Annotated in this window: 18 protein-coding genes; 8 read left to right on the top strand and 10 right to left on the bottom strand. The window is 33.4% G+C overall.

Translation table 11 applies throughout. The features are described from left to right. The first annotated feature begins 4 nt into the window (after positions 1–4). Complete coding sequence (locus WBG07_RS00090; RefSeq protein ID WP_340198427.1) at positions 5–730, top strand: SAM-dependent methyltransferase; 726 nt, start codon at positions 5–7, stop codon at positions 728–730. Between the two features lie 29 nt (positions 731–759). Here the strand turns inward: WBG07_RS00090 and WBG07_RS00085 are convergent, their stop codons facing one another. The 4 genes from WBG07_RS00085 to dapF all read right to left on the bottom strand — a co-directional run bounded on the left by WBG07_RS00085 (position 760) and on the right by dapF (position 3,314). After that, positions 760–1,389, bottom strand: a complete 630-nt coding sequence (locus WBG07_RS00085; protein ID WP_340198426.1) for a peptidoglycan-binding protein LysM — start codon at positions 1,387–1,389, stop codon at positions 760–762. A 296-nt stretch (positions 1,390–1,685) separates the two neighbouring features. Next, positions 1,686–2,021 carry a hypothetical protein gene (locus tag WBG07_RS00080; protein ID WP_340198425.1) on the bottom strand — a complete coding sequence of 112 codons (336 nt, stop codon included), beginning with the start codon at positions 2,019–2,021 and terminating at the stop codon, positions 1,686–1,688. After that, a complete protein-coding gene (locus WBG07_RS00075; protein WP_340198424.1) occupies positions 2,011–2,544 on the bottom strand; it encodes a GNAT family N-acetyltransferase in 534 nt (177 codons plus the stop codon). Before WBG07_RS00075 ends, WBG07_RS00080 begins: the two co-directional genes overlap by 11 nt. Then, complete coding sequence (gene dapF, locus WBG07_RS00070) at positions 2,538–3,314, bottom strand: diaminopimelate epimerase (RefSeq protein ID WP_340199310.1); 777 nt, start codon at positions 3,312–3,314, stop codon at positions 2,538–2,540. The genes WBG07_RS00075 and dapF overlap by 7 nt, the downstream gene beginning before the upstream one ends. Before the next feature lie 133 nt (positions 3,315–3,447). Between dapF and WBG07_RS00065 the strand changes: the two genes are divergently transcribed. From WBG07_RS00065 to WBG07_RS00040, 6 genes are all read left to right on the top strand, one after another. Further along, a complete protein-coding gene (locus WBG07_RS00065; protein ID WP_340198423.1) occupies positions 3,448–4,851 on the top strand; it encodes a trypsin-like peptidase domain-containing protein in 1,404 nt (467 codons plus the stop codon). Between the two features lie 165 nt (positions 4,852–5,016). Then, on the top strand, positions 5,017–6,465 hold the full coding sequence (locus WBG07_RS00060; RefSeq protein ID WP_340198422.1) for a glyceraldehyde-3-phosphate dehydrogenase: 1,449 nt from the start codon (positions 5,017–5,019) through the stop codon (positions 6,463–6,465). A 128-nt stretch (positions 6,466–6,593) separates the two neighbouring features. Beyond that, positions 6,594–7,202, top strand: coding sequence for a tRNA (guanine-N1)-methyltransferase (locus WBG07_RS00055; RefSeq protein ID WP_340198421.1), 609 nt, complete (start codon positions 6,594–6,596; stop codon positions 7,200–7,202). 253 nt (positions 7,203–7,455) lie between these two features. Then, the gene (gene trmD / locus WBG07_RS00050) at positions 7,456–8,130 is read left to right on the top strand and encodes a tRNA (guanosine(37)-N1)-methyltransferase TrmD (RefSeq protein WP_340198420.1); all 675 of its coding nucleotides are present in this window, start codon (positions 7,456–7,458) and stop codon (positions 8,128–8,130) included. Between the two features lie 138 nt (positions 8,131–8,268). Next, positions 8,269–8,619, top strand: a complete 351-nt coding sequence (gene rplS, locus WBG07_RS00045; protein ID WP_340198419.1) for a 50S ribosomal protein L19 — start codon at positions 8,269–8,271, stop codon at positions 8,617–8,619. Positions 8,620–9,386: 767 nt separating this feature from the next. Then, on the top strand, positions 9,387–11,615 hold the full coding sequence (locus tag WBG07_RS00040) for an NADP-dependent isocitrate dehydrogenase (RefSeq protein WP_340198418.1): 2,229 nt from the start codon (positions 9,387–9,389) through the stop codon (positions 11,613–11,615). 34 nt (positions 11,616–11,649) lie between these two features. Here the strand turns inward: WBG07_RS00040 and WBG07_RS00035 are convergent, their stop codons facing one another. Genes WBG07_RS00035 through WBG07_RS00020 form a run of 4 tightly spaced genes read right to left on the bottom strand, consistent with a single transcriptional unit; the run spans position 11,650 to position 16,079 of the window. After that, positions 11,650–12,531: a glycerate kinase gene (locus WBG07_RS00035; protein WP_340198417.1), complete on the bottom strand. Its 882-nt coding sequence runs from the start codon at positions 12,529–12,531 to the stop codon at positions 11,650–11,652. 2 nt (positions 12,532–12,533) lie between these two features. Continuing rightward, positions 12,534–12,797, bottom strand: coding sequence for a glycerate kinase (locus WBG07_RS00030; RefSeq protein ID WP_340198416.1), 264 nt, complete (start codon positions 12,795–12,797; stop codon positions 12,534–12,536). Beyond that, entirely contained in the window at positions 12,794–14,470 is a 1,677-nt protein-coding gene (locus tag WBG07_RS00025) for an alpha-amylase family glycosyl hydrolase (RefSeq protein ID WP_340198415.1), read from the bottom strand. The genes WBG07_RS00030 and WBG07_RS00025 overlap by 4 nt, the downstream gene beginning before the upstream one ends. A gap of 4 nt (positions 14,471–14,474) precedes the next feature. Next, positions 14,475–16,079: a sodium:solute symporter family protein gene (locus WBG07_RS00020; RefSeq protein ID WP_340198414.1), complete on the bottom strand. Its 1,605-nt coding sequence runs from the start codon at positions 16,077–16,079 to the stop codon at positions 14,475–14,477. Between the two features lie 115 nt (positions 16,080–16,194). On the opposite strand from WBG07_RS00020, the gene WBG07_RS00015 reads away from it, so the two are divergent. After that, the gene (locus WBG07_RS00015; protein WP_340198413.1) at positions 16,195–16,422 is read left to right on the top strand and encodes a DUF6095 family protein; all 228 of its coding nucleotides are present in this window, start codon (positions 16,195–16,197) and stop codon (positions 16,420–16,422) included. A 69-nt stretch (positions 16,423–16,491) separates the two neighbouring features. Here WBG07_RS00015 and WBG07_RS00010 read toward each other — a convergent pair whose 3' ends face one another. Next, entirely contained in the window at positions 16,492–18,690 is a 2,199-nt protein-coding gene (locus WBG07_RS00010) for a spermidine synthase (RefSeq protein ID WP_340198412.1), read from the bottom strand. A gap of 60 nt (positions 18,691–18,750) precedes the next feature. Next, a complete protein-coding gene (locus WBG07_RS00005; RefSeq protein ID WP_340198411.1) occupies positions 18,751–20,976 on the bottom strand; it encodes a spermidine synthase in 2,226 nt (741 codons plus the stop codon). Between the last annotated feature and the right edge of the window lie 410 nt (positions 20,977–21,386).

The following is a 21,386-nucleotide window of genomic DNA, read 5'->3' as shown; positions in this document are numbered from 1 at the left end:
ATTCATGTCTGATAATTATTCCAATTACGGAAAGCTATATCTAATTCCCAATATGTTAGGTGAGATTGAGCCTTTAGAAGTTTTACCGCTATCTATTAAAAGAACTATTGAACAGGTAGATGATTATATTGTAGAGAGCGAGAAAGCTGCACGTAAGTTTATCAAAAAAATAAGTTCTGGAAAATCACAACCCTCCCTGCGTTTCTTTTTATTAAATAAATATACAGACGCTTTAGAACTTCAACACTATCTGGAACCTTGTCTTAATGGAAAAAATATGGGAATCATATCAGATGCAGGTTGTCCGGGAGTGGCAGACCCTGGCGCATTAATTGTCGAGCTTGCACATCAAAAAAATATTACAGTAGTTCCTCTTGTAGGGCCTTCCTCAATTTTGTTGGCACTTATGGCAAGCGGAATGAATGGGCAACAATTTGCATTCAATGGGTATCTCTCTATTGATCAAAAAGAGAGAAAAAAAGAAATCAAAAAGTATGAAAAATTATCTAAGGAAGCAGACCAGTCCCAAATTTTTATAGAAACTCCTTATAGAAACGATAAACTACTTGCAGATTTCTTATCGGTTTTAACCGATACTACCCAACTTTGCATAGCCTGCGATCTTACCCTTACTTCTGAGTACGTTAAAACAAAAACAGTGGCGGTTTGGAAAAAATCAAAACCCGAACTTCACAAAAGACCTTGTATATTTATTATCTATAAACAGTAAAAAAACCGACGTTTGTCGGTTTTTTTAATTTAAATTTTTGCTCTTCTTTGAGGCAAAATATGAGATGTATCATATCCAGAAAATTTCTTCATGTAATATTGTATAGACATACCATTAGCATCTTCAAATCCTGTTTTACCATACGATCTTAAAAATTTCTTGACATTTCCTGCACCTCCTAAATGAGCTGCTGCTAGAATTCCGGATTCTGTCACTTTAAAACCATTGATGTATTTACCAACAAACCTTTTTATATCCCTTCTAAGAATCCATTTATTTCTTGCGGTATTCGCTATAAATGCTTTTTCTTGTAATGCTGGGTTAGAAAGAAAAACATGGCTATTATAAACACCTAATAATTGAAGTGTAGATGCTCCAAATTGGTATTTACCCATATAACCTAAAAAGTTAATGGAAGAATAATCTCCCCTGGATTCTTTAAATGCGAGTGCTTCTTTAAAACCAATAAAGGATTTTCCTAGAAAAGGAGGGTGAACAAATGTTTCTTCCTCTACTATTTTGTGAACCGTGTAGGTAATAGGTTCTGTAATAAGATAATTTTGGGGTATAATTACATTGGTTTTTTTTGAAGTGAAACCTAAACTTGTCATGACCATAGCTGCTACTAAAATTAAAAATTTTAATACGCCTTTTCTCATAAAATTTGTATTCTTCAAGACTTACTAAAACCGAAATTAAACGCTTGAAATTTTTGCGTTGCAAAGATACAACTTTTATTGACCTGTAAAATTTAGCTCGTTAAAGTATTCTTAAAGTTCGATTAAGTGTTGTTTTCAACTGATTATTAACAACTTAGGATATGGCAAGAAATAATTACATTTTAGATTTAATTGATCTTTTTTTACCATGAAAAATCAATATTCGTCAAACAGTTAGTATATCTATTGTTAAAATGACAATTTTACCTATGCATACGGAAATAATCTTTTGTAATCTATTTTTGTTCTTTTGATGATCTTATATCGGTTAAAACATCTATAATATCGTTATTACTCATTCCCTTTTTTATCTTAAAAACACCAGATTTAACATATTTGCCAAGCGCTCTCTTTTGAGCCATTGTTTTAAATGAATTAACATCTTTTAGAAAAGGTGAAATAGACAAATAAATTTCTTCTAGGCTAGTATCTGAGTGAATACGAACCATCACATGGCTTTGATTAAAATTGGTATTAGGGCTAAAAATAATGTTGTGTATGTTATAAGAAACAAAACCGGCAATAATCAAACCTATAATAGAAATAAGTAGTAATAATCTCTTAAAATACATTTTTGAAATTCAATTTTTGAAATATAACTTCATCCTTATATCCTTCTGAAGTAAATATCCAGTCTTTTCTAATTCCGGTTTGTATAAAATGTAACTTTTTAAACAAAGCTAAACTCGCTTCGTTACCTGCTACCACTCCTGCATATACCTGATGTAGATGTAAAATTTCAAAACAATAGTTAATCAGTATTTCTAATGCCTCTTCTGCAATCCCTTTACGTCTTTGGTTATTTAAAATGACTACACCTAAACCAGCTTTTCTGTTTTTAGGATCAAATTCATACAAGTCAACAAAACCCATCACTAACTTGTCTTTATTACAAATTACTAACCGGAGTTGTTTTGCTTCATAAATATCTAGTTGTGCATTTTCCAAGTACTGCTTTAGTACAAATTTAGAATAAGGAGTTTGCGTTTCACTTACTTCCCAGATATCCGTATCATTTTCCAATTTATATAGAAAGTCTAAATCCTCGGGCTCCAAGGCTCTTAGATAAATAGTATCCCCTGAAAGTCTTAACATTCTATCTCTCCTTTAAATACCATTTGCGCGGGTCCCTTAAGAAAAATATTAGAAAAGCCTGCTGCCGTTTTTTTAAAATTAACTTCCAATGCTCCTCCAGGTGTTTTTAATACAATTGTATTTGAAGTTGCAAGATGTTTATCAAACATAGCCAAGGCTACCGCAGTAACACCTGTCCCGCATGAAAGTGTCTCATCCTCTACTCCTCTTTCATAAGTTCTCACAACAAATTCATTTTTAGAAAGTTGTTCTACAAAATTAATATTACTCCCAGACGTACCATATTTTCCATATCGTATAGCGGCCCCTAATTTCTTAATATCTTTTTTTTCAAGATTATCTATTAGTTGAACATGATGGGGAGACCCTGTGTTTAAAAAAGAATATTCTTCAAAATGAGCTACTTCCTGTACATCTCCCATTTGTAATTTTACTACTCCAGAACCATATTCTGCATGGTGTAAACCATCTATTGCAACAAATGAAGTATGCTCTTGAATGATTCCTAAATGATTAGCAAACGCAACAATGCATCTACCTCCATTCCCACACATTGTACTTTGTTGCCCGTCAGAATTATAATATACCATTCTAAAATCTGAAATTTTGTCATTTTCTAAAAGGATCAAACCATCTCCACCAATGCCAAATTTGCGGTCACATAAGTGATTAATTAGTTTGGTATCATCTTTGGGGAAGAATAAAGTACGATTATCAATGATTACAAAATCATTACCAGTACCTTGATATTTATAAAATGGCAATAACATGAATAAAAATTTAAGGCTAAAGATAGTGATTGCGTCCATAAATATGGTTGTTAAACTGCCGTTAAAGTTATTTTCATAACATAATAATAGTATAATTTTAATTGTTAATTTAAGATATAAATAAGTATTAAAGATGAAAAAGTTTTTAGGTCTTTTATTCGTTTCTTTTCTTGGAGGAGTTATTGCAATTGGCTCTTACAAGCTATTTTTAGAGAAAAAAGTTATGGTAATTGAAAATACCACTACAAAACCTGAAGTGGTAACCACCAATTATAATCCTATATCAGCTGTTGCTGTTACAGATACTAATTTTGTAGATGCAGCAGAGAAAACAGTGAATGCGGTGGTGCATGTTAAAAACCTTTCAATCACCAGAGCTCCTAGTTCTCTTTTAGATTTCTTTTATGGGTCAGGAGCTGGAACAGAACGTGCACAAGTTGGTACAGGATCTGGCGTGATTATCTCACCAGACGGTTATATTGTTACTAATAATCACGTGATTATTAATTCCAGTCAGCTCCAAATTACCCTAAACAATAATAGAACTTATGAAGCTGAATTGGTAGGGGCAGATCCTAATACGGATATTGCCTTACTAAAAATAGAAGCTCAAAATGATCTTCCTTATCTAGCTTTTGGAGATTCAGATAATACAAAAATTGGAGAATGGGTTCTAGCCGTAGGAAATCCATTTAATCTTACTTCTACGGTTACCGCAGGAATTATAAGTGCGAAAGCGAGAGATCTTAATGAAGGAGATAATAAGAATCAATCTTTTTTACAAACTGATGCTGCTGTAAACCCAGGTAATAGCGGGGGCGCACTAGTTAATACTAATGGAGACTTGATTGGAATTAATACAGCTATTTCCTCTCAAACAGGTTCTTATGTGGGATACTCTTTTGCGGTACCTAGTAATATTGCAAAAAAAGTTGTAGATGATATTTTAGAATTTGGAATGGTTCAAGAAGGTGTTCTTGGCGTTCAAGGGCAACAGTTAAATACACGATTGTCTCAAGAACTTGGTATTGACGATACAGAAGGATTTTATATCACAGGTGTTGAAGAAGGTTCAGGGGCAGCAAATTCTGGTGTAAGAAGTGGCGATATCATCAAAATGATTGACAAAGTTAAAATCTCTAAATTTTCGAATCTTTCAGGATATTTGAAATCCAAAAGACCTAACGAAGAGGTGAGCTTAAATGTAAAAAGGTCTGGTAAAACCAAAATTATAAAGGTCAAATTACTTAAGAATGAAACCTATCAAATTAAAAATTTAGGTTTAAAAGTAAAAAACTTATCTAAAGAAGAGAAAAAACAATTCAATACAGAGCGCGGAGTAAAAATTATGGCGGCTAGCGAGCTTTTAAAAAATTACAACCTGTCTGGCCAGATTCTGTTGGAAGTAAATGGTGAAGACATTTATTCAATAAATGATGCAAAGTCTGTAGATGATTATTTACAGCAATACAGGAAACGTCCAAACATACTTGTGCTTAATAGAAAAGGAGAAAAAGAACGTCTTATATTCCAATAATGCAGTCGCTTTACTAAAAAAACACTTATAGCATATACTGTTTTCGAACATAAAGAGGTCGTCTAAAAAGCAATTTTTGGGCGATTTTTTTTATTTCTCTTTTATTTACGAAAACGTTTGAAATATATTATTTTTGCCCAAAATATATGGGTAAAAAAAATCACAATGAGTGCACAGGATAGTTACGAAAAAGAGTTAGCTTTTCAAGCAGATAGAAGAAGAGCTTCAGTTGAATTTATAAAAATTGTAAGTGATCTTTGGTATGACAACGCAGTTGAACTTATTTTGTTTAGGAATCAATTAATTGATAGAAGCGTTAGCCAAATTATAAATTTGCACGAATATGCAGGCGAGTTTGTTCAGAAACCCATATCAATATTTGATTCGGTTGAAATAGCTCAGGGAATAAAATCTTTAGATTTACCGCCCTCTAAAATAGACATAGGTAAACTAACTTACGAATACCATTTAGAAGATAATAAATACAATGATAGCAGAGCATTTGTTATTGATAAATTAAAAGATGCAAGAGATGCTGAAGAAATTCAGCCAAAAGATGTAGTTCTTTATGGTTTTGGAAGAATTGGTAGATTACTCGCTAGAGAGTTGATGCAAAAAACTGGTAAAGGAAGTCAATTACGTTTAAGAGCTATTGTTACCAGAGGTATTATAGATGAAATTACACTCGAAAAAAGAGCTTCGTTATTACGAAATGATTCAATTCATGGAGATTTTCATGGGACTGTAATAGCAGATACTTTAAACAAAGTATTAATCATTAACGGTACAACTGTACATATGATTAGTGCAAATCAACCTGAAGATATTGATTATGAAGCCTATGGAATTAAAGATGCCTTAATAATTGACAATACAGGAGCATTTAGAGATGAGCAAGCTTTAATGAGACATTTAAAACCAAAGGGAGCTTCTAAAGTATTATTAACCGCTCCGGGGAAAGGGATACCTAATATTGTTCATGGAGTTAATCATAAAGATCATTCGCCAGACAAGGTTTCCATTTTTTCAGCTGCTTCATGCACTACCAATGCTATTACACCCATTCTAAAAGTGATTGAAGATTCATTAGGAGTCGTAAAAGGTCACTTAGAAACTATTCATGCATATACTAATGATCAAAATTTGGTAGACAATATGCATAAAAAATATAGAAGAGGACGTGCTGCAGGACTCAATATGGTTATAACAGAAACAGGTGCCGGAAGTGCAGTTGCAAAAGCATTGCCTTCATTAGCCGGTAAACTTACTTCTAATGCTATTAGAGTTCCAGTTCCTAATGGATCGCTAGTCATCTTAAATTTAGACTTAGAAAAAAAGACCACCAAAGAAGCGCTAAACACCATTATAAAAAAGTATGCTTTAGAAGGCGATTTAGTAGAACAAATAAAATACTCCTTAAGTAATGAATTGGTTTCATCAGATATAGTAGGATCATCTGCTCCTGCCATTTATGATAGCAATGCGACCATTGTTTCACCAGATGGTAAAAATATAATCTTATATATATGGTATGATAATGAATACGGATATAGTCATCAAGTAATCAGGCTCGCAAAATATATTTCAAAAGTTCGCCGCTTTACCTATTATTAATACAATTTCTTTCATTAGCGTGATTATCTTAATATATTGCGAAATATATTTTATTTTGTATAATCCAAAGTAGTAGGCTATCACGTATTTAAACATATAGACCATTACTAACCTATTTTTTTAATAAAATGAAAAAGAAATTATTTCTTCTATTTTCTTTCGGCTTTTTTGCCTGTATTTCTATGAATGCACAAGAAGATAACCAAAGTGAGTTATCTCTGGATAAAGGTTCTCTTGAAAATCAATTTGAATATGTTATAAAAAAATCTGGAAGGTATCAGGAATATAAAGTAGTAAAACGAGTTTGGCTTGATAAATTAAAAAGAAATGTTATTGATTCACTTGCCAAAACAAAGAATACTTTTATTGAGCTTGAAAATCAAATTAAGTCACAACAAGAACAAATAAGTAAACTGGATTCAGATTTAGCATCTACAAATACCAGTCTCACGCAGGTAAATAAAGAAAAAGAAAGCATCTCTTTTTTTGGAACACTCGTAAACAAAGCCACTTACAAAACAATTATGTGGTCTATTGTGGCAGCTCTTGCCATATTTCTTAGTTTGTTTATTTACAAATTTAAAAACAGCAATAGTATTACTCGTGAAGCAAAACTTAGCTTGAAAGATTTGGAGCAAGAATATGAACAACATCGTAGAAAAGCACTAGAAAGAGAGCAAAAATTAAGTCGTCAATTACAGGATGAACTCAATAAGCAAAAACTCATGAAGAAATAAATCTACTTCAAATAATTAAGGTAACTAAATAACATCTTGAAGATGCTGAGCAGCTTTATTTGTTACCTTTAAGTCTATTCTTCATGAGCTACAATCAAATTTAATCTTCTCTATTCCATTTTAAGAAATAGTATTCAGCTGTCAACATCTGGAAATAACAATTCTAATTTTTAAAGTATTTAAGGTACCCTAAATGTTTTTAAGGTTTGTCTTATTCTTTGCATCTTTGTAGCAACTAAAAACAGGCCTTCCTATGCGTATTGATATTATTACTGTTTTACCAGAATTAATTAAAAGCCCGTTTGAAGCTTCCATTCTTAAAAGAGCAGCAGACAAGGGCTTGGTTTCTGTACATTTTCATAATTTAAGAGATTATGCTACAGATGCCTACAAAAGTATTGATGACTATCAATTTGGAGGAGGTGCCGGAATGGTCATGACTATAGAACCCATTGATAAGTGTATATCTGCTCTAAAAGAACAACGCAATTATGATGAAATTATATATATGACTCCTGATGGAGAAAGATTTAATCAAAAAGCGGCAAATGAAATCTCACTAAAAGAAAATATTATGATTCTTTGCGGACATTATAAAGGTGTTGATCAAAGAGTACGGGATCATTTGATTACTCGTGAAATTTCAATTGGTGACTATGTTCTTTCTGGAGGAGAACTTGGTGCTGCGGTTGTATGTGACGCAATCATCAGACTCCTTCCTGGAGTGTTAAATGATGAAACCTCTGCGCTTACAGATTCTTTCCAAGATGATTTATTAGCGCCTCCAGTTTATACACGTCCCGCAGAATACAAAACATGGAAAGTTCCAGATATTTTGCTGAGCGGAAACTTTCCAAAAATAGAAAAATGGCGAGAAGAACAAGCATATAAACGTACTTCAGAACTGAGGCCTGATTTGTTGGAATAAAAATTAATACCCTATCATAAAAATAACTCGTAAAAATTGCTAATACACAAATAATTACTATTTTTGCAATCGATTTCAGATCAACCTCTGACGAAAGGCGTGAATGTTGATAATGAATAAAAAAATAAAATCCAAGAAATGGAGGCTTTAGTAAAGTTTATACAAGACGAATTTATTGAAAGAAAAGAATTTCCAAATTTCTCTGCCGGTGATACTATCACCGTTTATTATGAAATTAAGGAAGGTGAAAAAACAAGAACACAGTTTTTCCGAGGTGTGGTTATTCAACGAAGAGGAACAGGAGCATCAGAAACATTTACTATTCGTAAAATGTCTGGTACCGTTGGTGTAGAACGTATTTTTCCAATTAATATGCCGGCGCTTCAAAAAATTGAAGTGAACAAAAAGGGTAAAGTAAGAAGATCACGTATCTTTTATTTTAGAGGTCTTACTGGTAAGAAGGCTAGAATTAAAGAGGTTAGAGGATAGTACTTACTTCTAGAAAATATAAAGCATCGCCTAGGCGATGCTTTTTTATGAACAATTGTTAATAACTATTGTTTGTAGAATGTTGATTTCTAATTGGCTATTTCCTTTTTTTTTCAGCTAAACAATTCTATATTTGAAGAAGGAATTAGGGAAGGATGAAAGTAATTTTATAATTCTTTAAGACCTTTTAAGAACGTTCTTAAATATATTGTTTATTTGTTATGTTACATTGATAGTATACTTATCCAGGTAGGGAAGCTAAAAGTGTAAAAGTTGTTTTATAAGACTATCCTTGTGGTAATTTTATAAATTCATGCCAAAAAAATTCATGAAAATTGAATTCGATTAGGAAGCAAATAGCAATAGAGACACTACTCTATTTAGTTTAATAGCAATATTGATCTAAAAAAGGTAATGTTTCATGGAAATATTTTTACCATATCAAGTTATTTTGATTCATCAAAATCAACGTAGGTAACAGCAATGTTAAATGGTTTGGTAGCGATATTTTCTGAAAGCCATGTCATTAATAAGCAATTATTATGACATGGCTTTTATTTTTATATACTTTTCGTTAAAAATACCCTGTCTTCACTGTAATAAAAAACGCATATATTGTATATTTGCACGGCTTTAATTAAATTCTGATTGCTTAGAAAAAGAAAGTGGTCGTTTCTTAATTATTTGTAAAGATTTTATTTGTAATAGTATACATTGTTCTTTCGCCCATATTCAATTGAAAAACCTAATATAAACGTTACTAAATAATGGCAAACAAAACTAAAATTGTTTATACCAAAACTGATGAGGCACCTGCACTCGCAACTTATTCATGGTTGTCTGTAGTAAAAGCATTTACAAAGTCTTCTAAAATTAACATTGAGACAAAAGACATTTCATTGGCGGCAAGAATTTTAGCAAGCTTTTCAGAAAGGCTTACAGACGATCAAAAAGTAGCTAATAGTCTCACAGAGCTAGGTGAACTTGCCAAAAAACCAGAAGCAAATATCATAAAGCTACCGAATATTAGTGCATCCATACCTCAATTAAAGGATGCTATAAAAGAATTACAAGTAAAAGGATATGCGATTCCCAATTATCCCGACGAACCCAAAACAGAAGAAGAAAAACAGATCAAGGCTACCTATGATAAAGTAAAAGGTAGTGCTGTGAATCCAGTATTGCGTGAGGGAAACTCTGACAGGAGAGCTCCAAAAGCAGTAAAAGAGTATGCCCGTAAGAATCCTCATTCTATGGGAGCTTGGGACGCTGCTTCAAAATCACATGTCGCTAGCATGGATTCAGGAGATTTTCGTCATACAGAAAAATCAGTAGTTATGGGAAAAGAAACTACTGTTGATATTGTATTAACTACAGAATCCGAAAAAAAAATAGTACTTAAAGAAAATCTTGCTCTTAAAGAAGGAGAAATTATAGATGCTGCTGTTATGAGCCGCCTAAAGCTCCTTGAATTTTTAGAAACACAAATTGCCGATGCCAAAAATCAGGATATTTTGTTTTCATTGCATATGAAAGCAACTATGATGAAAGTATCAGATCCAATTATTTTTGGACATGCTGTAAAAACATACTTTAAGAGTGTTTTTGATAAGTATGGAACCCTTCTTGAAGAAATTGGAGCAGATGCTAATAACGGCCTTGGTAATATTTATAACAAAGTTAAAGAGTTACCAGCCGCGCAACGTTCTGAAATAGAAAGTGAAATCAATAAATGCCTGAAAAATGGACCTTCTATTGCAATGGTGAATTCTGATAAAGGTATAACCAATCTTCACGTACCAAGTGATGTTATTATTGATGCCTCCGTTCCCGCCATGATTCGTAACTCAGGACAAATGTGGAATGCTGATGGAAAATTAGAAGATACGAAGGCAATAATTCCAGATAGTAGTTATGCTGGTGTCTATGAAGCAACTATAAACTTCTGCAAAAAACATGGAGCTTTTGATCCAACCACTATGGGCACTGTTCCTAATGTAGGCCTTATGGCACAAAAAGCAGAAGAATACGGTTCTCATGACAAAACTTTTGAAATATCAGAAAGTGGTATCGTTCAAGTTATCAATGCTGAAGGAAACGTATTAATAGAACATAAGGTATCTGAGGGTGATATTTGGAGAATGTGCCAAACAAAAGATGCACCAGTTCAAGACTGGATAAAGCTAGCTATAACGCGTGCAAAAGCTACAAATACTCCGGCCGTTTTTTGGTTAGATGAAACCAGAGCACACGACGCAGAACTGATTAAGAAAGTACATCAATACCTTCCTAATTATGATACAAGTAATCTTGAAATTCATATTATGGATGTGGTTAAAGCTACTGAGTTTACTTTAGATCGTATTCGCAGAGGAGAAGACACTATCTCGGTTACTGGAAATGTACTTCGTGATTACCTTACCGATCTTTTCCCAATCTTGGAAGTAGGAACTAGCGCCAAAATGTTATCTATTGTTCCCTTAATGAATGGCGGCGGCCTTTTTGAAACTGGTGCGGGCGGTTCAGCGCCAAAACATGTTCAGCAGTTTCTTGAGGAAGGTCACTTACGTTGGGACTCACTAGGAGAATTTATGGCTCTGGCAGTTTCCCTTGAACATTTAGGTGAACACTATAATAATCCTAAAGCATTAGTGCTTTCTGAAACTTTAGATATGGCAACTGGCAAATTGCTTGATACCGGAAAATCACCTTCAAGAAAAACAGGAGAGCTTGATACACGTGGAAGTCATTTTTACATGGCGCTTTATTGGGCAGAGGCATTGGCAAATCAGGATAAAGATGCAGAGCTTAAAGCACTCTTTTCTCCATTAGCGGTCTCATTAAAAGAAAATGAGGATTATATTGTTGCAGAATTAATAGCAGTACAAGGCCAGGCGGTTGATATTCAAGGATATTATCTTCCAGACAGTAGACTTGTTGAGCAAGCTATGTGCCCAAGTAGTATTTTTAATAAAATGCTTCAATCATTGAATTAAAAAAAGTAATCATTATAAAATAAAAATACCCGATTTAATTTCGGGTATTTTTATTGATGGATTGTATCAAACTGGCAAAATTAAATGCGGTGTATTCTAAATTAGCTGATGTATTTTGTATTGCAAATTGTAAATCAGTGACTCCTTTTTGAATACAAAAAACACAATCAACTCCAAGAGTTTGTTGTTGTTCTTCTGTTAGCATAGAACTGCCGCACATAGCTATTACTGGAATATTTTCTTTTTTTGCACGTGAAACAATCCCCTTAATTGTTTTTCCAGATGATGTTTGAATGTCTATAAGGCCCTCTCCAGTAATAATGAAATCTGCCCCTTTAATTTTATCTGAAAACTGTGCAAACTTTAAAATCATTTCAATCCCTGAGATAAGTTCTGCATTTAAAAAACAAATGCTTCCACCTCCTACTCCTCCAGCTGCCCCAGCTCCCTTAATTGTCTGAACGTCTTTACCAAATTTTTTAAAGAGTACGCTTGAAAATTGTCGGAGTCCAATATCCAGTAATTTAACTTGATGGGGCGTCGCTCCTTTTTGAGGTGCATACACATATGATGCGCCATCATTTCCATAAAACAAATTCTGAACATCACAAGCAACGAGAAACCGAACATTGGCTAACTCACTGAGGACATTTTTAGATTCAATATTTGCTACATGCACTAAATTTTCACCTATAGGTTGAAGAACTTCATCATTATAACCAGTAAATCTATAGCCTAAGGCTGAAGCTATGCCCATTCCTGCATCATTAGTCGCACTTCCTCCAATCCCAAGAATAATTTCTTTTGCGCCTCTGTATATAGCATCTTTAATAAGCTCTCCAGCGCCTAAAGAACTAGTTTGCATACAATTAGGCTTTCTAGATTTTAACACTTTTAAACCAGATGCCTCTGCCATTTCTATATACGCAAGTTTTGAGACGCGTTAAAAAGATAACTCGCTTTTAAAGGCTCAAAAAAAGGATCGGAAACCTGAATTGTTATTTTATCAGCTTGCAAATAATAATTAAGTACCTCCAGAGTACCGTCTCCCCCATCTGCCAAAGGACAAAACACAATTTCAGCATTGGGAATTACTTTGCGTATCCCTCTGCTTACAGCCTCACAAAATTGTATGCCAGTAAGAGAATTTTTAAATTTATCTGGGGCTAATACAAATTTCATGAGTCTATTTTAATCCATTTGAAACCCCATGGATTTAGATCTATGGATGTATTCTGATACCTTTTATTATGGACTAGTTCATATCCTTTCTGAACAGGAAGTTTTACATTCAAATGGTGTTCTGAAAGATTAAAAATACAAATTAAACAGTCCTGATCATAGGAGCGCTCTATTACTAATGCTTTTCCTATCTCAGAAAATCTAGCTTTTCCATAAGGATTAAACGAGGGTTCTTTGGCTCGTAATTCAAGCAATTTAATATAACGCTCGTAAACTTGATGTCTTAAAGATTGAGCATTTGTAATCTCTGACACCAAATCCGGAAAAGCCAATTTCTCTCTGTTAATTCTCCTATTAATTCCAGATTCTTCCACTCCTTTTCTGAAATTAAGAGACCCTAGGATTGAATGATAGTAAATTCCTGGTACACCAGGCATACTCAACATAATAGCCTGGGTGAGAATAAACTTGTCTATTCTAATATTTATAGGTTCATTTGGATGAGAAAGCAATTCAAAATAATTACAATTCAATTCATAGGGTGAACTGCTACCGTCTCCATTATCTTTATACGAAACATATCCTCCGTGTTCAATTGTTTTTTCTGCCAAAAGTGCTATTTCATTATCAGAAATAATACCTTGTAGTGGTCTAATTCCAATACCATCATGACTCGCAGTAAAGTTGAAAAAACAGTTTGTATCGTTAGCTAAATCCAATGTTTTCGCCCAATTAACAAAGGTAGATATATCTTGTTGATGTACTGAGTATGCTAATAATGGAGGTAAGGTGAAATTATACACCATATGTGCCTCGTTAGAACCATCACCAAAATAAGAGATATTTTCAAGGTGAGGAACATTGGTCTCTGTAATCAATATAACCTCTGGTGCTAACGACTCAATAATTTTTCTATATGCTTGAATAATTTGATGTGTTTCTGGTAAATGTATGCAGCTAGTTCCCTTTTCTTTCCAGAGAAATGCAATAGCGTCTAATCTTATAAAGCGAGATCCTTTTGAAATATAAAACAACAATATATCTAATACCTGAAGAAAAACATAAGGGCTTCTAAAATTTAGATCTACTTGGTCTTCACTAAACGTTGTCCACAAAAAAAACTCTTTACCATTCTTATTATATTTATGTAATAAAGGTAATGCACGAGGCCTAACTACTTTACTATGATCTTCCGCAGGATCTGACGTGATAAAATAAGTATCAAAAGGAGACTCCTCTTCCATGAATTTATGAAACCAGACAGATGATTTAGACATGTGATTAATAACTGCATCAAACATCAAGTCTGCAGATTCATTTAAGCTAGCAATAGACTTCCAATCTCCATAATCTGGATTAATCTGATAGTAATCTACCACGCTAAAACCATCGTCTGAAGTATAGGGAAAACATGGTAGCAAATGAATTGCGCTTATTTTATCTTTGAGATATGTATCATAAAAAGTCTTTAACGTATTAAGCGGTTTATGATCCTCTTCATAAATAGCATCTGCATAAGTAATAAGAATACAGTCTTTATGGGTTAATTTTTGTTCTTTTACCTGAATAATGTTTTCATACTTACTAAGAAGTATTTGAATTTTTTCCATCAAGAAATCAATATCGTTTGTATAGATTTTACTTAAAAGATTTTCAAGAATAGATTTGTCCATTTTGCTAAATAAAAAGTTTATCAATTGTGAGTGCCGCAATTACGATTAGCACAAAGTAAATTAACAATAATAATATTTCTTTTTTTGCAGGATATTTTATAAAAGACAAGCTGTCTTTTGATTTCATAGGGATGAGTAAACTTATAGAATACCCAACAACTAGAGTTACGAAACAGCCTATAGCATTCCACCAAAACCAAAATATTTCTGGCACATACAACCACAGAAAGATGTTTATACCTACTCCTACCACGATTCCTAGATTTGCACCTAATGCATTGGTCTTTTTTGTAAGGATAGCCAGAATGAATGCGGCCAAAATAGGGCCGTAAAATACGGAGCTTATTTTATTTATCACCTCTATTACAGTACCTTCTATACTACCTGCAAAAAAAGCAAAAAACAAACAAACCAACCCCCAGAATACAGAGAGGAGTCTGGAATACTTAACATATTGCAGATTCGTTAAATCACCCTTGAATCTTTTTACAAAATCTTCTATAGAAACTGCAGATAAAGAATTAACGGTAGAACTCAAAGATGACATGGCAGCGGACATAATTGCAACTAAAAGTATCCCTATAATACCGTTAGGCAAATAATTGATTATGAAAACTGGCACCATTAAATCAGCCTTCTTACCCTGTAAACTAGAAATATTACTTTCATAGATGCTAGAAATACGCTCCTGAAAACCAACATCATTCATAAGTAAGGTTCCCAGAACCAACCCCATAATACAATAAGTGAGTGTGACTGGAAAACGAAAAATTCCATTGGCAATTAATAACTTTTTAACCGTTGAAAGACTTTTGGCAGATAGTAAACGTTGCGATTGAGTCTGGTCTGTACCGTAATAAGATGCGTATAAGAAAAAACCTCCTATAACCATAGGCCAAAATCCAAATTCATCATTTTTATCGCCATTATTAAATCCCCACTTACTAAAATCTACCGCTTGCAAACGGTTTGTATCTACATTGGCAACAAAATTTTCCCAACCTCCTAACTCAGAAAGACCGTATCCCAAACAGATTACAATACCAAAAAACAAAATGATCATTTGAATCACATCTCCCCAAATGACAGCTTTCATTCCTCCTTGAAAAGAGTAGATTAAAGTAATAACACCTATTAGCAATACTGAAATCCAAAATTCAATGCCTACAGTTGCTTGTAAAATAAGAGCCATTGTATATACCATAACACCAGTAGCCACTGAACGGCTTATCTGGAAAACGAAACTAATTAGTAATCTTGATGAAGCATCAAAACGTCTTTCTAGATATTCATAAATACTCACAATCCCTGCCTTATAAAGAGAAGGAATTATTGCTACCAGTAAAAATGCCATTGCTAAAGGAACTCCAAACTCATACGTAAGCCACTGAAGACCTCCCCCCTCTTTTAAGCCAACGAATGCGGGAGCAGAAATAAAACTAATAGCTGATAATTGTGTAGCCATTGTAGAAAGGCTCAACGGAACCCAACCCATACTCCTACCTCCAAGGAAGTAATCATTACTGTCTTTATTTTCTTTAAAGAAATATCCAATTCCCAATACACCAATGAGATATACCACAATAACTACATAATCTATCCAGTTCATGTAAATTTATTTTTGATTGGTTAATTATAGATCTGTGTAACAAACTCAAAAGCTATGCATACAGCTATAAATATAGTTTTAAATTCTTATTTTTGGAAACTATTTAAAATATGGCATGAGTACGGATAGATCACTTCTTTTTAAAAGCGTCAAATATTTTAGTATTACTGTTTTCATGATGTTTACGGGGCCAATAGTTATCTATCAAGCCTTTAAAAATCAAGACCATCCTTTTTATTGGCCTGTTTTGATTGTAGGATTACTTATTTCTCTTGGAGCAATCGCAATGGGATTTTATAGTTTAAGAACTATGATGAATGCATTATTTGCCAAAAATCAGTAGCTAATCCTCTGGATAAGGTCTGAGGAATTACGTTGGCATAAGAAAAAATCAAAGAGATAATTCTTACCATTAATTTTCTTTGGTTTCCAATTCTTTAGTTCTTTTTTTCATTGAAAGTGGGCTTACCACACTAAGTATATTAGAAAAATCGTCCGTCCAAAGACCTACACCTTTTCTTTTTTCAGCTGGAGTCCATCCATTGGCTAGTAAGAATTTCTTTTGATTTTCATTTCTCGCAAAAACAAAACCATATGCATCTCCCAGACCTTTAGTTTTATCGCCTCTTGTGAATTTTGAATATCCTTTAATACCAAATGAATCGGCTATTTCTGCAAATACTGGTTCAATATCCAGAAAACTGTTAGAAATATTAAAACCTAACATTCCATCTGGTTTAAGCTTTTCTAAGTAGAGTTCAACCGCTTCACGTGTAATTAGATGGACTGGGATATTGTCTGAACTGTAGACATCTCCAAGAATTAAATCATAACTATTATTATTTTTATTCGCCAAGGTAAGTCTTGCATCTCCTTCTATAATTTTATAAGGACTGCCACAACCAGATAAAAAAGTAAAATAGGTAGAGTCTTCGGCCACCCGAATAACCCCTGGATCTATTTCATAAAAATCAAAAGTACGTCCTTCTTTGTCAAAACAGGCTGTTACTCCAACGCCTAGTCCTAATACTGCAACATGTTGATCTCCAAAATTGGCGCTTGCAAAATCAAACATATCTGCGATAGCGCTAGTATCGTAATAATAAGCCAATGGCACATGTTCTCTGTCCTTTTCTAAGGATTGTACACCATGAATGGTTGTACCATGAAAAAAGTATCTATAATTCTCTAAATCGATGATTTTAATGATTCCAAAAAAGTTACGATCATTATGAACGATATCTGTATTCAAATAAGCTATAAGATTTCCTGGAGAAGAAATGATCAAAATTATTGCCGCTGTAATTCCGAAAACCCAGCGCCCGTTTATCGTTAAAAAAAGACCCGTTAAAGCAACTCCCATTAAAATACTTTTAACTACAATTGATTCTATTTGAATAGCCCAAATAACCGATAAAATAGTAAGAAGCCCCAAAACAAAATGATACTTTGGTATACTTTTTTTCTTTTCATTTGCATAACGCATACAAGCAGCTAAACCTAATATAAGTGCATATTCTATTGGAATTATAAAAAGCTTTGGAGTAATCAAACCATTAAAAACACCTCCTAAAGCACCTCCTATAGACATTACTAAATAAAATTCTGTTAAGTTTTGAGCACTTGGTTTTGCTTGTGATAATGCAGAATGACATACCAAAGCCGCAAAGAAAAACAAGATCATGTGAAAAAGAACAAAAACAATTCCTTGCGAATCATACATCATTGTATAAATGAAAAGATATATCAGTAAAAAACCAAAATTCGAGGATGCTGCTTTTTCGGTTATTATAGGTTTACGTGCAAATGCAATAATAAATGTTAATACATATAATGACAATGGAATTATCCAAAGTAATGGAACCGAAGCCACATCTGTAGTAATATGAGTAGTTACACCTAGCATTAGAGACGAAGGAATAAAGGAAAGTAAAAGCCATTTTCCCTTTCTTCTCCATGTAATTACTTCTTTTTCTGTTGTCTTTTTATCTTCTATTTTTTGTGTATTCGTTTTCCAAACTACCAAAGCACAAAATACGGTAAAGACTACAAGTGCCATATACCCATACATCCAAGTTTCAGACTGTTTTCCTAAATTCATCGCAGGTTCAATAATCACAGGGTAAAGAAGCAAAGCGGTCATAGATCCTAAATTGCTTGCTCCATACAAAAAATATGGATTATTTGCATCCTTATGATTTGTTCTAGAAAACCATTTTTGAAACATAGGTGCACTACCAGATAACACAAAAAATGGTCCTCCAATAGTAACCGTCATTAGAGTGAGTTGCCATAAGGTAGGATCTTTACCTAAAGGAGGTACCCATCCTTCTGGTATTGCTATTGGTAAAATAAAGAAAAAAAGTACTAATAAGATAATATGAAGGATTGCTTGAACTCGAATATTTAAATATTTGGTAATCCCATGCGCATATGCATATCCTCCTAACAATAATAATTGAAAAAAAAGCATTGCAGTGTTCCAAACCTGTGGCGTTCCTCCAAGTAAAGGTAGTATCATTTTGGAAAACATAGGTTGTACTACGAAAAGCAACGAAGCACTTAAAAGCAAGGTAATAGAATAAAGTGCTACATAAAATCTTGAATTCATACTAATAAAAGGTTTTGATAAAGTTCTTAATTATGTAAAAGATAATTTTTGCTCTAAAGATTACTCATCCATTTTCTTTTCTTTTCTTTCCAGCTCTTCAATCCGTTTTTTAAGAGTTCTTATTCCTATCACACCTACAATATTAGAAAAACTATCAGTCCATAGTCCAACCCCTTTCCTTTTCTTAGCTGGTGTCCATCCATTCTCTGAAAGAAATTTTTCCTGCTGTTCATTTCTAGCAAAAACAAAAGCGGCCGTATCATTACTCTTAATTTCTAATCCTTCAATTGTTTTCCCTTTTGAAAATTTTGCATAGCCCTTAATTTGAAAAGAATCTGCAATTTCTGCAAGAACGGGTTCTATATCCAAATAACTATTAGATATATTGAATCCAAGAAGACCATTAGGTTTTAGTTTACTAAGATATAATTCCACAGCTTCCCGGGTTATCAGGTGAACTGGTATATTATCGGAACTATAAGCATCGGCTAGAATAAATTCATAACTATTATCAGGTTTGTAAGCCAAAGTGAGTCTCGCGTCTCCTTCAATTATTTTATAAGTACTTCCACAATCAGATAAAAATGTAAAGTATTTTGGATTTTCGGCAATTCGGATAATCCCAGGGTCAATTTCAAAAAAGTCAAAAGTACGTCCATCCCTATCAAAACACGCGGTTACACCAACTCCAAGCCCTAAAACAGCTATTTTTTGTTCTCCATAGTTAGTAGCGGCAAATTTAAACATGTCAGCTATAGGGCTTGTGTCGTAGTAATAGGCCATAGGAGTATATTCATAACCTTTTTCTAATGACTGGGTACCATGTACTGTTGTGCCATGAACAAAAATTCTTTGATTATCTTCTGTATCTATAACCCTCATAACACCAAAAAAGTTACGATCTTGAAGAATGGTATCACTTGTAACATAATCCCAAATATCACCAGGAGGAGCAATTAGCAAAGTTATAGCCACAGTGATTCCAAATACCCACCGTTTGTTAATTATTAAAGCTAAACCGGTTAGAGAAACCAAGGTCATCAACCCCTTAACAATCATTGATTCATTGTTGATCCCAAAAGTAATCGCCACTATTGTAATTATGCCAATAGCAAAATAATACAATTTCGTTTTCTCTTGTTTTTCATTGGCAAAACGCATACAAGCTGCCAATCCTAACACCAACGCATACTCTATTGGAATTATAAAAAGATTTGGAGTTACTAACGCATTGAAAACACCTCCTAAGGCACCACCAATAGACATGATCAAATAGAATTCGGTTAATTTCTGGGCACTTGGCTTTGAAGAAGATAATGCAGAATGACATACCAAAGCAGCAAAGAAAAATAGGATCATATGTATGGGAACAAATATAATCCCTTTAGACTGATATAAAATCATATATACAAACATGAAAATCAGTAAAAAAGAAAAAGTTTCTGAACTTTTTTCTTCAGATATAATTGGTTTACGAGCAAATACAATAATGAATGTAGATACATATAAGGCTAGTGGAATTATCCAAAGTAATGGAACCGAAGCTACATCTGTTGTAATATAAGTAGTAACACCTAACATAAGAGATGATGGAATGAATGAAAGTAAAAGCCATTTTCCTCTTCTTCCCCATGTTATCACTTCTTTTTCAATTACTATTTTATCTTCTATTTTTTTCTTGTTAGTTTTCCAAACTACTAAAGCACAAAATATGGTGAACACTATTAATGCCATATAACCATACATCCAAGTGTGAGATTGTTCTCCTAAATTCATTGCTGGTTCTATAATAACAGGGTAGAAAAGCAAAGCTGTCATAGATCCTAAATTACTTGCTCCGTACAAAAAATATGGATTATTTGCATCCTTATGATTTGTTCCGGAAAACCATCTTTGAAACATGGGTGCGCTACCTGATAGTACAAAAAATGGCCCTCCAATAGTTACCGTCATTAAAGAAAGCTGCCATAGAGTAGGATCCTTACTAAGAGGAGGAATCCATCCTTCTGGAATTGCAATTGGTAAGACAAAGAAAAACATTACCAATAAAATAACATGTAGTATCGCCTGAACTCGAATACTTAAATACTTTGTTGTTCCATGAGCATAAGCATACCCTCCTAGCAGTAATAACTGAAAAAAAAGCATTGCTGTATTCCACACTTGTGGTGTTCCACCAAGCAGGGGTAAAATCATTTTAGAAAACATAGGTTGTACTACAAAGAGTAGAGAAGCACTTAAAAGTAGAGTAACTGAATAAAGTACTACATAAAGTCGTGAATTCATATCAACAAAAATATTTAAAATAACTTACCTTAATACTAGTTAGGTTTGATTTACATAGCCAATCATTTTTGTGGTGAATAAACATCAAGGAAACGACTATGCATTTAAGTATATAATTACGAAAGCAAAATACAATAAAATGTTTGAAGCACTTTAAGCCGTGTAATAAGTGTACTTATAATTAGAAAATATAAAGTAAAAATGAGTCTTATTTAAGTAATTATGGGAGGGCTTAAGTCTTTGAAATCAGTGTTTAACAGTTTTTTAAACGAAAACAATTATTAAGTTTTCGTAGAAATATGTGTAACAATGAAGATATAGCGGCATAAAAAAACCCTTCTCTTTATAGAGAAGGGTTTTTGAGCAAGGCGGCGACATACTCTCCCGGTTACCCAGTACCATCTGCGCTG

Source organism: Ascidiimonas meishanensis (genome assembly GCF_037782385.1).
Lineage (GTDB): Bacteria > Bacteroidota > Bacteroidia > Flavobacteriales > Flavobacteriaceae > Ascidiimonas > Ascidiimonas meishanensis.
The sequence above is the reverse complement of the archived record's forward strand: the minus strand, read 5'-3'. Positions and strand labels throughout refer to the sequence as shown.

Bases quoted from the DNA above. Each gene is read 5' to 3' on its own strand.
- WBG07_RS00090 (WP_340198427.1), top strand. From the start codon at position 5: ATGTCTGATAATTATTCCAATTACGGAAAGCTATATCTAATTCCCAAT.
- WBG07_RS00085 (WP_340198426.1), bottom strand. From the start codon at position 1,389: ATGAGAAAAGGCGTATTAAAATTTTTAATTTTAGTAGCAGCTATGGTC.
- WBG07_RS00080 (WP_340198425.1), bottom strand. From the start codon at position 2,021: ATGTATTTTAAGAGATTATTACTACTTATTTCTATTATAGGTTTGATT.
- WBG07_RS00075 (WP_340198424.1), bottom strand. From the start codon at position 2,544: ATGTTAAGACTTTCAGGGGATACTATTTATCTAAGAGCCTTGGAGCCC.
- dapF (WP_340199310.1), bottom strand. From the start codon at position 3,314: ATGTTATTGCCATTTTATAAATATCAAGGTACTGGTAATGATTTTGTA.
- WBG07_RS00065 (WP_340198423.1), top strand. From the start codon at position 3,448: ATGAAAAAGTTTTTAGGTCTTTTATTCGTTTCTTTTCTTGGAGGAGTT.
- WBG07_RS00060 (WP_340198422.1), top strand. From the start codon at position 5,017: ATGAGTGCACAGGATAGTTACGAAAAAGAGTTAGCTTTTCAAGCAGAT.
- WBG07_RS00055 (WP_340198421.1), top strand. From the start codon at position 6,594: ATGAAAAAGAAATTATTTCTTCTATTTTCTTTCGGCTTTTTTGCCTGT.
- trmD (WP_340198420.1), top strand. From the start codon at position 7,456: ATGCGTATTGATATTATTACTGTTTTACCAGAATTAATTAAAAGCCCG.
- rplS (WP_340198419.1), top strand. From the start codon at position 8,269: ATGGAGGCTTTAGTAAAGTTTATACAAGACGAATTTATTGAAAGAAAA.
- WBG07_RS00040 (WP_340198418.1), top strand. From the start codon at position 9,387: ATGGCAAACAAAACTAAAATTGTTTATACCAAAACTGATGAGGCACCT.
- WBG07_RS00035 (WP_340198417.1), bottom strand. From the start codon at position 12,531: ATGGCAGAGGCATCTGGTTTAAAAGTGTTAAAATCTAGAAAGCCTAAT.
- WBG07_RS00030 (WP_340198416.1), bottom strand. From the start codon at position 12,797: ATGAAATTTGTATTAGCCCCAGATAAATTTAAAAATTCTCTTACTGGC.
- WBG07_RS00025 (WP_340198415.1), bottom strand. From the start codon at position 14,470: ATGGACAAATCTATTCTTGAAAATCTTTTAAGTAAAATCTATACAAAC.
- WBG07_RS00020 (WP_340198414.1), bottom strand. From the start codon at position 16,079: ATGAACTGGATAGATTATGTAGTTATTGTGGTATATCTCATTGGTGTA.
- WBG07_RS00015 (WP_340198413.1), top strand. From the start codon at position 16,195: ATGAGTACGGATAGATCACTTCTTTTTAAAAGCGTCAAATATTTTAGT.
- WBG07_RS00010 (WP_340198412.1), bottom strand. From the start codon at position 18,690: ATGAATTCAAGATTTTATGTAGCACTTTATTCTATTACCTTGCTTTTA.
- WBG07_RS00005 (WP_340198411.1), bottom strand. From the start codon at position 20,976: ATGAATTCACGACTTTATGTAGTACTTTATTCAGTTACTCTACTTTTA.